13 protein-coding genes are annotated in these 12,278 nt (G+C 72.2%); 6 read left to right on the plus strand and 7 right to left on the minus strand.

What is annotated here, in order from left to right:
* Positions 1-145: 145 nt before the first annotated feature.
* Positions 146-571, minus strand: a complete 426-nt coding sequence (locus N542_RS0118025) for a pyridoxamine 5'-phosphate oxidase family protein (protein WP_051552015.1) — start codon at positions 569-571, stop codon at positions 146-148.
* Between the two features lie 134 nt (positions 572-705).
* On the opposite strand from N542_RS0118025, the gene N542_RS0118030 reads away from it, so the two are divergent.
* Positions 706-1,575, plus strand: coding sequence for a universal stress protein (locus N542_RS0118030; protein WP_028645126.1), 870 nt, complete (start codon positions 706-708; stop codon positions 1,573-1,575).
* Between the two features lie 7 nt (positions 1,576-1,582).
* On the opposite strand, the gene N542_RS0118035 is transcribed toward N542_RS0118030, so the two are convergent.
* A complete protein-coding gene (locus N542_RS0118035; protein ID WP_028645127.1) occupies positions 1,583-2,161 on the minus strand; it encodes a TetR/AcrR family transcriptional regulator in 579 nt (192 codons plus the stop codon).
* Between the two features lie 28 nt (positions 2,162-2,189).
* On the opposite strand from N542_RS0118035, the gene N542_RS0118040 reads away from it, so the two are divergent.
* Both N542_RS0118040 and N542_RS0118045 read left to right on the plus strand, forming a co-directional pair.
* Positions 2,190-4,583, plus strand: coding sequence for a PEP/pyruvate-binding domain-containing protein (locus N542_RS0118040; RefSeq protein ID WP_028645128.1), 2,394 nt, complete (start codon positions 2,190-2,192; stop codon positions 4,581-4,583).
* Between the two features lie 55 nt (positions 4,584-4,638).
* A complete protein-coding gene (locus N542_RS0118045) occupies positions 4,639-5,769 on the plus strand; it encodes a hypothetical protein (protein ID WP_028645129.1) in 1,131 nt (376 codons plus the stop codon).
* A gap of 11 nt (positions 5,770-5,780) precedes the next feature.
* On the opposite strand, the gene N542_RS0118050 is transcribed toward N542_RS0118045, so the two are convergent.
* Both N542_RS0118050 and N542_RS0118055 read right to left on the minus strand, forming a co-directional pair.
* Entirely contained in the window at positions 5,781-6,227 is a 447-nt protein-coding gene (locus N542_RS0118050; RefSeq protein WP_028645130.1) for a CBS domain-containing protein, read from the minus strand.
* Positions 6,224-7,060, minus strand: coding sequence for a universal stress protein (locus tag N542_RS0118055; RefSeq protein WP_028645131.1), 837 nt, complete (start codon positions 7,058-7,060; stop codon positions 6,224-6,226). Before N542_RS0118055 ends, N542_RS0118050 begins: the two co-directional genes overlap by 4 nt.
* Positions 7,061-7,161: 101 nt before the next feature.
* On the opposite strand from N542_RS0118055, the gene N542_RS25485 reads away from it, so the two are divergent.
* Positions 7,162-8,388 (plus strand): MFS transporter, encoded by a 1,227-nt coding sequence (locus tag N542_RS25485; protein ID WP_081795310.1) that lies wholly within the window; start codon positions 7,162-7,164, stop codon positions 8,386-8,388.
* Positions 8,389-8,594: 206 nt separating this feature from the next.
* The gene (locus N542_RS0118065) at positions 8,595-9,170 is read left to right on the plus strand and encodes a TMEM165/GDT1 family protein (protein ID WP_028645132.1); all 576 of its coding nucleotides are present in this window, start codon (positions 8,595-8,597) and stop codon (positions 9,168-9,170) included.
* A 99-nt stretch (positions 9,171-9,269) separates the two neighbouring features.
* Here N542_RS0118065 and N542_RS0118070 read toward each other — a convergent pair whose 3' ends face one another.
* Positions 9,270-9,716 (minus strand): VOC family protein, encoded by a 447-nt coding sequence (locus tag N542_RS0118070; protein WP_028645133.1) that lies wholly within the window; start codon positions 9,714-9,716, stop codon positions 9,270-9,272.
* 123 nt (positions 9,717-9,839) lie between these two features.
* Between N542_RS0118070 and N542_RS0118075 the strand changes: the two genes are divergently transcribed.
* A complete protein-coding gene (locus N542_RS0118075) occupies positions 9,840-10,964 on the plus strand; it encodes a hypothetical protein (protein ID WP_155993195.1) in 1,125 nt (374 codons plus the stop codon).
* A 424-nt stretch (positions 10,965-11,388) separates the two neighbouring features.
* Here the strand turns inward: N542_RS0118075 and N542_RS0118085 are convergent, their stop codons facing one another.
* Positions 11,389-11,856, minus strand: coding sequence for a hypothetical protein (locus N542_RS0118085; RefSeq protein ID WP_028645135.1), 468 nt, complete (start codon positions 11,854-11,856; stop codon positions 11,389-11,391).
* Positions 11,853-12,158, minus strand: a complete 306-nt coding sequence (locus N542_RS25490) for a GntR family transcriptional regulator (protein ID WP_197026020.1) — start codon at positions 12,156-12,158, stop codon at positions 11,853-11,855. The genes N542_RS0118085 and N542_RS25490 overlap by 4 nt, the downstream gene beginning before the upstream one ends.
* Positions 12,159-12,278: the final 120 nt, after the last annotated feature.

Consider the following 12,278-nt stretch of genomic DNA (forward strand, 5'->3'; position numbering starts at 1 on the left):
AGCGCCGAGCCTCGAAACCATCGTCACGTGTGGGGTGGTCTCGAGGCTCAGGCCTGGCGGCCTTCGCACCTCGACCACCGGAGGCTCGTCCTGGCGGCCTTCGCACCTCGACGACCGGTGCGAGGCAGGTGCTGTTCCGGTGCGACTAGCTGGCGAGGAGGCGCCGGCCGGTGATGGCCGTCGGCTCGATCACCACGTGCAGGGCGTGCGCCCCGGCGGGCCAGGTCTCGAGACCCGGCCAGGTGCGGGGGACCCGCGTCGCGTCGTACACGACATGGGCGGTGCCGCGGACCAGCACGCTCCAGCCGGAGCGCGTGAACTCGTCGACGTCGTCGACCTGGAAGGTGACGGGCAGGTCGTCGATCTCCTTCGACAGCGAGGAGTGCGCGGTGGTCCGGAACCAGATCTCGTCGTCGACGACGGCGAAGTTGACCGGCAGCACGTGCGGTGAGGCCGCGCCGTTCCAGGCGACCCGGCCGACGGCGTGGCTGCCCAGGAGCCGCTCGCACTCGTCGCGCGGGAGCTCGACCAGGCTGCCGTTGGTCCAGAGGGTGGTGTCCGTCGTAGCCATGACCAGCTCCTTGGGTTGCTCTTCGTCTACCTCGATCGTGTGCCGCGCGGCCGCTCACCGGAAGGTGCTTCGGTCCCGGAGGTCCGGGACCTCCGTCTCTGGGGAGGACCAGCGGCGTGCCCGACGGTGGAGCCATGGACCTGCTGCCCGCCCCCGTCGTCGTCGCCGTCGGTCGTCACGGCTCCCCGACCGCCCTCGAGCACGGGGCCGAGGAGGCGATGCGGCACCACCGCGACCTGCACCTGGTGCACGCGGCCGGCCCCGACGGAGACGGGGAGGCGGTGCTCGCGGTGGCCGTCGCCCGCGTCTCGGCGCTGGTCGGCGGGCTGGTGACGGTGACCTCCGCCCTGGTGGACGCCCCGCCGGTCGCGGCCGTCGTCGAGGCGGCCGTGGACGCCGGCCTGGTGGTCGTCGGTCGCTGTCCGGAGTCGCGCCGCACGCATCCCTACGTGCGCTCGGTGACCGGTGGCGTCGCGGCCCGCGTGCGGGCACCGGTGGTCTCGGTCCCGGACTCGTGGATGGCAGGGGACGCGCCTCACCGCGTCGTCGTCGGCGTCGACGACCCGGACGACAGCGAGGTGGTGCTCCGGGAGGCGTTCGCTGCCGCCTGGGAGAGGGACGCGCAGCTGACGGTGATCAGCACCTGGTGGCGCCCGCCGGGCTCGGACCAGCGTGCGCTCGCCCAGATCTCCGACCCGGCGTGGCCCGAACGGCTGCAGGAGGGGATCGACCGGGCGCTGGTCGACCTGCTCGCGGCGTACGACGAGGTCCTGGTCGACGTCCACGTGCGCAACGCGCGACCGGGGGACGCGCTGATCGAGGCGTCGCACGACGCTGCCCTGATGGTCCTCGGGCGTCACGACCCCCAGCTCCCCACGGGCTCGAGCCTCGGACCGGTGGCCCGCTCCGTGGTCCGCGAGTCCGCCTGCCCGGTGCTGCTCGCCGCCCCGCGCGCGGCCCACCGGGTGCACCGGCGCGACCGTAGCCCAGCGCAGCTCGCCTGACGCGGGCTCAGCGGCGGATGCCGCCCAGGACCAGCGCGGTCGTCCGGTCGACCCAGGCGTCGGTGAGCCCGTCGGCGCCACGCACGAGCATCGCGACCAGGGCCGCTCCGATGACGACCTCGATCAGGGCGACGGCGTCCACGCCGGCCCGGATCTGACCCGACTCGACGCCCGCCCGCACGTACTCGTCGGTGCCGCTCCAGCCCTCCGCCGCGAACCGCTCGAGCAGTCGCGCGTGCAGCGTCGGGTCGGTGGCGGCCTCCGCGATCAGCCCCGGTACGGCGAGCCGCGCCAACGGGGTCGACAGCAGCTCGGCCGTGGTCCGCACGAGCTCGCGGATGTCAGCGTCGAGCACCCCGGTCCGCGGCGGCTCGTCGGTCACGCTGTCGCGGAACGCCGCCTCGTGCACGAGGTGGGCCTTGGTCGGCCACCGGCGGTAGACGGCCGGGCGCGACGTCCCCGCCCGGTCGGCGATCGCGGCGACCGTCAGGTCGGCGTACCCGACCTCGGCGAGCAGCTCGGCGGCGGCGTCGAGCACCGCGCTGTCGATGCGCGTGTCCCGAGGTCTGCCGTTTTCGTTTGCCATCTCCGTGACAAGTGTAACGTAACTCGATGTGACCTCACTCACGTGCGAGCTCGTCGAGCTGTCCGACGTCGTCGATGCGCGGTACGGCGGGAAGGCGCTCGGCCTGGCCGAGCTGTCAGCGGCGGGCTTCGCCGTACCGGCCGCCTTCGTCATCGCCAACGCCGACGCCGACGCGCTCCCCGCCGACCTGCCTGAGCGGTTCGCCCGGCTGGTGGCCGACGGCACCGTCGCCACCGTCGCCGTGCGGTCGTCGGCGGCGGGGGAGGACGGCGTCGACAGCTCGTTCGCCGGCCAGTACGAGACCGTGCTCGGGGTCAGCAGCTACGACGAGCTGATCGACGCCGTACGGCGCTGCGTGGCCTCGACCGGCTCGGAGCGCGCCACGGCGTACCAGGCGGAGTCCGGAGTCAGCGGCACGATGCATCTCGTCGTGCAGGAGATGGTCGACGCGCGCTCGGCGGGCGTCGTCTTCACCGCGGACCCCACGAGCGCCCGACGCGACCTCGCGGTCGTCGACGCGGTCGCCGGCCTGGGGGAGGCGCTGGTCGACGGCTCGACGACCTCCGACCACTTCGAGGTGGACCGGGCGGGCACGATCACCGACCGGCAGGTGACGGACATGCCCGCGATCACCGACGACGAGGTCACGCTGATCGCGGCCGGCGCCCGGGAGGCGGAGGCACGGTGGGGCCGACCGCTCGACCTCGAGTGGGCGATCGACGCCGACGGTCGCCTGCGCTGGCTGCAGGCGCGTCCGATCACCACGCTGCCCGGCGACCTGAGCGCCATGGACTCGGTCGTCGGCATCCCCGACGACGTCTACACCCGCTGCAACATCGGCGAGATGATGCCCGGCGCCTTCTGCCCGCTCACGGCGTCGGTCAGCGGCCGGGCGATCGAGTACGCCATGCAGATGGTGCAGGTGAAGGGTGGCTTCCAGCGGGCGTACGACGAGGCGCGGTGGCTGCAGGTGGGCTACTTCTCCGGCCACCTCTTCCTCAACATGACCGAGGGCACCGCGCTCAGCTCCGGCATCCTGGGCAACTCGCTGGAGCAGTACTCGATCTCGATCGCCGGCCGGGTCGTCGACGAGCTGGTGCCCAAGCCGCCGAAGCCGTTCCCGCGGCGTCTGGTCAACACGGTCAAGCTGACCACGTTCGCGCTGTCGGCCGGTCCCCACATCAGGCGGCTGGACAGGCGGCTGGCGACCTTCGAGGCGCCGTCTGCTGCCACGCCCGAGGCGCTGCTCGCCGAGCTCGACGCCGCGATCGAGCTCTACAACGAGGCCACGCTGACCCATGTCCGCTCCTCCTCCCGCTCGGCGGTGGCGGCCAACGTGCTCGAGGACACCGTGGTGAAGGAGGCGGTCAAGGCAGGACGGACCGAGGACGAGGGCCGGGCTCGGGCCTCCGCGCTGATGGCCGGCGCCACCGACGTCGAGAGCGCCGTGATGCTGGCGCAGCTCGACGAGGTCGTCGCCGACCTCGCGGCCGATGAGCAGGCGGGCAGCCGCTTCCTCGAGCTGGACGCCGCCGCCGCCGTCGGCTCGCTCACGGACGGCAGCGGCACGACGACGCAGAAGTTCAACGACTTCCTGGAGCGCCACGGTCACCGCGGCTACCGCGAGCTCTGCGTGCGCGACCCCTCCTGGGGCGACGACCCCGAGGGCCTCGGCACGATCATGCAGGCCATGCTGCGAGCCCGGATCGCGACCGGCAACGCGGCTCGGCCCACCCAGGCCGTCGATGACGCCGACCTCCCGCGAGCGTTGCGCAGCCTCGCCCGGATGGCCCGCGCCGGAGCGCGCGGGCGGGAGGCGACCAAGTCGCGGATGGTGCTCGTCGCGCATCGTCTGAGCCGCGGCTACCGCTTGCTCGGCGAGCAGCTGGCCGCGATCGGCCGGCTGCCCGACGCCGACCTGGTGTTCTTCCTCGACCGCTCCGAGCTGCCCGCCGTCGTCGGCTCCGGCGACGTCTCCGGGCTCGTCGCCGCGGCCCAGTCACGCCGTACGGCGTTGCCGTTCCAGGCCCGGCTGGAGTTCCCGGACGTCACCGTGGGCAAGCCCGTCCCGTTCCGGCCGCAACCGCCCGAGGGCATCGAGGACGGCGTGATCGTCGGCCGGCCCGCGTGCAGCGGGGTCGTGGAGGGCGCGGTCCGGGTGGCCACCACGATCGCCGAGGCGCAGGCGCTGCAGCCGGGGGAGATCCTGGTCGCGCCCGTGACCGACGTCGGCTGGACGCCGTACTTCACCCTGATCGCCGCGCTCGTCACCGACATCGGCAGCTCGGTCTCCCACGGCGCCGTCGTGGCCCGCGAGTACGGGCTCCCGTGCGTGGTCAACACGCAGGGCGCCACCCGCGTGCTGCGCACCGGCGACCGGGTCCGCGTCGACGGCGACCGCGGCACCGTCACCATCCTCTGACCGTCCTGACCGAGCCCTGCCCATCCCTGCCCCACACCCGACCTGGAGGTCACCCGTGCCCGACGTACCTGGCGTGTTCCCGCTCGACGAGTACCCGATCCACCAGATCCCGGCACCGATCGAGCACGTCGGCACCGACCGCAACTTCTACGACCGGTCGTACTGGAACGCCCACGACCGCAGCGGCGAGATCTTCCTGATCACGGGCATCGGCTACTACCCGAACCTCGGCACCAAGGACGCCTTCCTGCTGGTGCGCCGCGGTGCGGAGCAGACCGCGCTGCACTTCGGCGACACGCTGGACAGCGACCGGCTCAACCAGCACGTCGGCAACTACCGGATCGAGGTCATCGAGCCGCTGCGGACCTCGCGCCTCGTGATCGAGGAGACCGAGGGCATCTCCGTCGACATCACCTGGCGCGGCCTCTTCCCGGCGATCCCCGAGCAGCGCCACATCATGCGCGCCGGCGGCCACCGGGCGATCCTCGACGCGCAGCGCTTCGCGCAGGTCGGGTCGTGGGAGGGCGCGATCGTCATCGACGGCCAGACGTACGACGTGACGCCGGACCGGTGGATCGGCACCCGCGACCGCTCCTGGGGCGCCCGACCGATCGGCGAGGCCGAGCCGGCCGGCAAGCCCGCGGACCCGCCGTTCGACGGCATGTGGTGGCTGTACGTGCCGATCGCGTTCGACGACTTCGCGATGGTGGTGATCATCCAGGAGGAGCCCGACGGCACCCGGATCCTCAACGACTGTCACCGCGTCTGGCCCGACGGCCGCATGGAGCAGCTCGGCTGGCCGGTGGTGACGACGACGTACCGCAGCGGGACGCGGACGCCGCTCACGGGCACCCTCAGCCTCCGGCTCCCGGACGGCACCGGGGTCGAGGTGGAGCTGGAGTCGATGCTGCCGCTGGCGATCCACGTCGGCGGCGGGTACGGCGGGGACTCCGACTGGTCCCACGGCCAGTGGCGCGGTGCGGGCTGGTCCGAGCGGGTCACCTACGACATGACGGACCCGCAGGTCGCGGGCCGGGTCCCCTTCGGGCTGACCGACAACGTCGGCCGCGCCACGTGGCGCGAGGCGGGCCAGGAGCCCCGGGTGGGCTGGGGCCTGTACGAGCACGGCGTGATCGGCCTGCACCACCCGACGGGGTTCGAGGACTGGTTCACCAACGCGCCGTGAGTCGGAGGCCGTCAGGACCGGGAGGCGTCGTCGGACGGTGACCGGGGGCGCGGCCGGCTGTAGCCGGCGACGTGGGCGACCACGTCGGACCAGGTCAGCACGCCGACCACCCGCCCCGAGCGCTCGGTGACGAGGACGGCGTCGACCAGCGCCTCCAGCATCGCGCCGGCCGCGGTGCGCAGGTCGTCCTGCGGCAGGATCCGGACGCCCGCGTCCTCGACGAGGTCGCGGAGACGGACGGTGGCACCACCGGCGCTCAGCGCGACCAGCACCCGGTCGGCCGTGACGAACCCGAGGACCCGGCGGTCCGGCTCCGTGACCACGAGGTGACGCAGGCCCGTGCGGGCGAAGGTCTGCGCGGCGATGGTGAGGTCGCAGTCCGACCTGATGCCCACCACCCGGCGCGACATCAGGCCGGCGACCCGGACGACGGGCTCGGCGACGGCCACGGTCGTCACCCGCCCTGGTCCGTCCGGGCTGGGACGACCGCGACCGGGCAGCCGGCGTGCTCCACCACGGCTGCGGAGCCGGAGCCGGCTCCGACGACCACCAGGTTCATCCGGTCCGACCGCTCGGCGAGGACCTTGTCGCTGGGGCCCTCGGCGATCTCGGTGGTGGCCCGGACGTCCGGGAACTTCTCCGCCAGACCGCTGACCACCTCGGCGAGCGCCAGCCGGAGAGCCTCGTCGTCGTCGGCCGATCGGACCCGGTCGCCGCAGTGCAGGATCGTCAGCGGCAGCCCGTGCACGGACGCCTGGCGGTAGGCGAGCTCGACGGTGGCGCCGGAGCCACCGGTCGCATCGGTGCCGACCAGCACGCCGTGCCGGACGAGACCCGGGTGCCCCCGGCGTACGACGACCACCGGGCAGGCCGCCCGGTGGCAGAGCGCGACTCCGACCGACCCCAGCAGGGTGCTGCGCACCGGTCCCCGGCCGCGCGAGCCGACGACGACCAGGACGGCGCGCTCGGACAGCTCCACGAGGAAGTCCTGCGGTCGTCCGACCGACATCACCTCGTGCAGTGCCAGCTCGGGCGCGAGGTCGGTCACGCGACGCCGGGCCTCGTGGAGCACGGAGCGGGCGTCGGCGCGCTCGATGTCGTCGGCGGCGGTCAGGCGGGCCAGGTCGGCGGGCTCCATCTCGGTCCACCGGTCGGCAAGGCCGAGGGCCAGGGTCAGTGGCCGGCTCTCCAGGGTCGCCTGGGCGACGGCCCACGAGAGAGCCCGGTCACCGCCCACCGAGCCGTCGACCCCGACGACGATCGTCCCGGACGGGACGGCGGATGTCTTCATGCCTCGACGCTCCTCCCGTGGCAGGCCGTCCGGTAGCGGCGAAGGCCTCCGAACGTGGGACCAACGACCCTGGGCGCCCAGGACGGTGAGAGGGTGGTGCGGTGAGCTCGTCCCGCCAGGATCCTGACGGAGGTCTGGGCCACGCGCGCACCGGCCTGCTGGTCCTGGCCGCCGCCGTCTGCGCCGCGGTGACGACCGAGCTGCTTCCCGTCGGCCTGTTGCCGCAGATCAGCTCGGCCTTCGAGGTGAGCACCGGCACCGCGGGACTGCTGGTGAGCGCGTACGCCGTGATGGTCGCCGTGCTGTCGGTGCCGCTCGCGCTCGCGACGAGGCGGCTGCCCCGCAAGCCGGTCCTGCTCGTCACCATCAGCGGGTACGGCGTCAGCAACGTGGTCGCCGCCGTCGCGCCGACCTTCGGCGTCCTCGCGGCCGGGCGGGTGGTCGGCGGCATCACCCATGCGCTCTTCTTCTCGGTGTGCATCGGCTACGCCGCGCGGCTGGTCCCGGCGAGCCAGACGGGCCGGGCGATGGCGCTGGCCTCGGTCGGGGTGTCCGGCGGCCTGGTCCTCGGGGTGCCGCTCTCGACGGCCATGGGAGAGGCCTTCGGCTGGCGGGTCGCCTTCGGGATCATGGCCGCCCTGGTCCTGGTCGTGCTGGGGATGGCAGCGGCGGTGCTGCCCCGAGTCGACGGTCCTCGCGACGACGCACCCCGGCACCCGGGACGGCGTCGTGACCTCGCCACGGTGGTCACGGCGAACGGCCTGAGCTACCTCGGCACCTACGTGCTCTACACCTACGTCAGCATCCTGCTGCTCGACTCCGGGGCGGCCGAGGGCTGGGTCGCCCCGACCCTGCTGCTCTTCGGTGCCTGCGGTCTGGTCGGCCTTCGCCTCGCCGCCGCCCAGCTGGACCGACGCCCCCGCGGCAGCGCCATCCTGATCCCGGCGGCGATGGCGGTGGGCTCCACCGCTGTAGCGCTGGCCTACCCGCGGCTGGCCCTCGTCGTGCTGGCCGGCATGGTCTGGCTGACCGCCTTCGGGCCGGCGGCCTCGCTCTACCAGTCGGCCTCGGTGCGGACCGCCTCGAGCTCGCCGGAGACAGCGGGCGCGTGGATCAACGCGAGCAGCAACGCCGGCATCGCCGGCGGCGCAGCACTGGGAGGACTCGTCATGGCGACCTCGGGGCTGACCTGGGTCGCCGGCGCGTCGGCCGCGATCGTGGCGACCTCGGCCGTGCTCGCCTGGCTCTCGCGGGCGGCCTTCCCGCCCACGGGGGCCGGAGACCTGACCCGGACGCCCGATTCGGCAGGCCGGGTCGCGGATCGCTAGGGTCGAGGCCGAAAGGGAGTAGTCCCCAACAGGCGTGTCGACACACTGGCCCCGGGCCCGGCACGTCAGGCCAGCGCAGCGCGAGAGCACGCGGTGGCGGACGAGACTTTCGACCAGATCGCACACCCCTGTGATGTTGCGCCTGGTCGAAGGGTCCTCCCCGACACGGGCAGCTCTCTCCGGCCGGGCCGGAGAGAGGACCACCTGTGTACGCCTTCCTGCTCAGCACGGCCGTGATCTTCGTCGCCGAGCTCGGCGACAAGAGCCAGCTCATGGCGATGACCTTCGCGGCCCGCTACCGGGTCCGTGACGTGATCATCGGGATCACGGTCGCCACCGCCCTGGTGCACCTGGCGTCGGTCGGCATCGGCTACTTCATCGGCGACGCGTTCGCCGACTACCAGGACTGGATCGGCATCGTGGCCGGCGTCGCGTTCCTGGCGTTCGCCGCCTGGACGCTGCGTGGTGACGAGCTGACCGAGGAGGAGGCCGACAAGGCTCGCACCGCGACCGGCGCGGCCATCCTCGCCGTCGGTGTCGCGTTCTTCCTCGCGGAGCTCGGCGACAAGACCATGCTCGCCACGATCACCCTGGCGACCCAGGAGGGCTGGCTCGGCACCTGGCTCGGCAGCACCCTCGGCATGGTCGCCGCGGACGCGCTGGCCATCGTCGTCGGCGCGATGCTCGGCAAGAGACTGCCCGAGAAGGTCATCAAGTACGGCGCTGCCGCGCTGTTCGCGATCTTCGGCGTCCTGCTGATCGTGGACGGGATCCTCGGCTGACCGCACGCCACGACGTGGCCGCCGGCCGCGGCCACGTCGTCGCGTCCGCGATCGCCCGCTTCCGCTACGGGTTCGGCCAGACGATGACGAGCGCGAGGGTCACCCGGCGCCCTCGGGGACGAAGAGGCAGAACGGGTGCCCGGCAGGGTCCGCCATCACGTACAACGGCTCGTCGGCGTCGTGGGAGTCGTCGACCAGGAGCCGGGCGCCGAGCGACTCGGCGAAGGCACGCTGCTGCTCGAGCTCCTCGCGACCCGCGACGGTGCAGTCGAGGTGCATCTGCATCGGCACGTCCGGTGCCGGCCACGTGGTCGGCTCGACGCGCTCCGCGAACTGGAACGCCAACCGGTTGGTCCCGTTGGCATCGCGCAGCACCAACCACCGGGGGTCGTCGGCATCCGGATCGTCCCCGGCGCCGGGTTCGTCACCGGGGCGATAGGCATAGCCCAGCAGCTGGCGGTAGAACTCGGCCACGGCGCGCACGTCGACGGCGTCGATGACGGTCTGCAGCAGCTGTGGGTGGCCCGTCGTGCCGGTCGAGGTCATGTCCGGGGGGTCCCCGCGAAGCGGTCGCCCGAAACCAGCGTCACGGCGCACGACCAGCGGCGCGAGCCGGCGGATGGCGCAGATGATGCCCGCGGATCCGGCGACTCCACGTACAGTCTCCGCATGCGACGACTCTCGGTGACAACGTCCGTGCTTGCTCTGACCGCGGGCCTGCTCGCTGCTGCCGCACCGTCGGCGGAGGCTTCCAGGCCGACACCTGACTACACGGTTCGGATCGCGGCCAAGACAGCCGAGCTCTACTACACCCCGTCGATCAGCGCGAGCGGTCGCTTCGTCGTCTACCAGGACCGCGACTGGACACGCCAGGACGACTCCGACCCGGAGCCGAAGATCCTGCTGTGGGACGCCAAGACCCGCAAGAGCACGCTCGTCACGCCGAAGGACTCGCCTCAGGGCGTCGGGTTCGACCGACCCTCGATCAGCCCGGACGGCCGGTACGTCGTCTACGTGCGCGACAGCGACTACCTGCCCCGGACCCCGGAGGGGGAGGGCTACTCGACGTCGGTGCTGATGTGGGACCGGGTCACGAAGAAGACGCGGGTCGTGGCACCGAAGGCACCCCTGGCCTACTACGACCTGCCGAAGGTCAGCGCCGGAGGCGCGTTCGTGGGATACGCAGCGAACAACTCGAAGGCGGACCAGGTCGCCAAGATCTGGCGGCGGTCCACGGGTGTGACCACGAGCATCGTCGTCCGTCCCGGTGCTGCGTCCACCGTGGTGGGGAGCCTCAGCGACGACGGTCGCACGGTCGTCCTGGGCGTCCTGAAGTACGACGAGAGTGACACCAGCGAGACCGTGCTCTGGGACCGGGTTACTCACAAGACGCGCAGCCTCGGGGATCGAGGCGGGCGGATCAGCGGTGACGGGAAGCTCGTCGCGGTCAATCTTCACACCGCCAAGAAGAGCTCGGGCATCTGGCACCGGTCCACCGGCAAGATCACCAAGCTCCACATCCCGAAGCGGTACAACCCGTTGCTCAAGAACGGGTGGAGCATCACTGCGATCAGCACGACCGGGCGGTACGTCGTGGTGCGGACCTACGGGAAGACCGTGCGGACGCGGCAGCTGCTTCTCGTCGACCGCAGCACCGGTGGTGCGGTCGTCGTGTCCCGGACCAACGACGGCAAGCTCGCCAAGGACGCCGGGTGGAACGCGGTCGACAGGAAGGGCACCGCGGTCGTCTTCCAGGACGGTCACGCCCTCCGGATCCGCCTCACCCGGAAGTGAGCTCACCCGGCGCACGTCAGTAGTGACGAAAGGCGCGATGGGCGGCTCGCGCACACCCTTGGAGCCTGGGCGAGACTGGGGGAGTGCGACTCAGACACCGCTGGGACGACGACGAGGATCGTCCCGGACCCGACCTGACGGATCCCGCGACGGCCGCGGCATTGGAGCGAGCCGCTCGGGGTGTGCGCGTGGTGAAGGTGATCCATCTGACCCTCCTCGCTCTCGGCCTCGGACTGCTCGCTCTGGCCTTGTTGCTCCGCGTGGGCTGACCCTCGGCGACTGAGAGACCCCCGCATCATCCGTGGTGGCCGCGCCGGTCCTGGTCCGAGACTCCACCGTCACCTTGCCGGTGCGCGATCGATCTGTGCGTCCAGAGCAGTCCGCGTGCCTGGGTGGACGGTCGCCAGCCGTCGCATGGCAGCCGCTAGCTGAGATCGAGGCTGTTGGCGCGCAGGGCGGCAACCGCTGCGTATGGATCGGGAACGGTGATGGTGACGGTGCGCCCACTGAGCAGCCGGAGCCGCAGCGCGGGACCGCTTCGTACGGTGCACACGGTCCGCGTGGGGGTCCACCAGAACCCGCAGCTCACCGCGTGCCAGGGAATATCGACGACCCGCACGTCCTGGATGCTGTCGAGTGTGTACCGCGCTCGCGGCCAGCCGACGGACCCCCAGTGGAGGGCCACGCCTTGCGGGCCGCACGTGGCCCGGACGTCCGAGGCCGTGATCACCTCGGCGAGGAGGCCGACGAGGGCCACGACCACGATCAGTGCACCGGTGCTCGGAGACGAGCCGGAGGAGAGGCCCATACCGACCAGCGGGATCAGCAGGAGGCCGCTGATGACGACGCTCGACCAGTTGGTCGCCCGCCCGGTGTAGACAGTGGTGTTCATCGCATCTCCTTGATGAGGGTGACGACATCATCGGACTCCAGTCCGTACCGACGAGCGAGCTCGAGGACCGACTGGACGGCTTCACGGATCGGGGCGAGGTCGCCGGTCTCCGCCGTTCCCGCGATGCGGGCACCGCGCCCGCGGCGAAACTCGAGGATGCCCGCCTCGCGGAGCTGTCGGTAGGCGGCGAGGACCGTGTTCCGGTCCACCGACAGACCCACCGCCAGCTCGGCCGCGGGTGGGAGCTGTTCGCCAACTGCGAGCTCCCCGCTGCGCACACCGCGCACGACGCAGGCGGCCACCTGGTCCTGCAGACGCTGCGTCGACGAGTGATCGATCGTCCATTTCATAGTGCTAGTAGTACTAGCACCATTACGCGAGGTCAAGGGGTTGCTCCGGAACCCTGCTCGGTGAGTGTCTCG

Origin of the sequence: Nocardioides sp. URHA0020, assembly GCF_000620705.1 — a bacterium.
Lineage (GTDB): Bacteria > Actinomycetota > Actinomycetes > Propionibacteriales > Nocardioidaceae > Nocardioides.

Excerpts from the sequence above, each read along its gene's own strand:
- N542_RS0118025 (WP_051552015.1), bottom strand. The coding sequence starts at position 571 with ATGGCTACGACGGACACCACCCTCTGGACCAACGGCAGCCTGGTCGAG.
- N542_RS0118030 (WP_028645126.1), top strand. The coding sequence starts at position 706 with ATGGACCTGCTGCCCGCCCCCGTCGTCGTCGCCGTCGGTCGTCACGGC.
- N542_RS0118035 (WP_028645127.1), bottom strand. The coding sequence starts at position 2,161 with ATGGCAAACGAAAACGGCAGACCTCGGGACACGCGCATCGACAGCGCG.
- N542_RS0118055 (WP_028645131.1), bottom strand. The coding sequence starts at position 7,060 with ATGAAGACATCCGCCGTCCCGTCCGGGACGATCGTCGTCGGGGTCGAC.
- N542_RS0118070 (WP_028645133.1), bottom strand. The coding sequence starts at position 9,716 with ATGACCTCGACCGGCACGACGGGCCACCCACAGCTGCTGCAGACCGTC.
- N542_RS0118075 (WP_155993195.1), top strand. The coding sequence starts at position 9,840 with ATGCGACGACTCTCGGTGACAACGTCCGTGCTTGCTCTGACCGCGGGC.
- N542_RS0118085 (WP_028645135.1), bottom strand. The coding sequence starts at position 11,856 with ATGAACACCACTGTCTACACCGGGCGGGCGACCAACTGGTCGAGCGTC.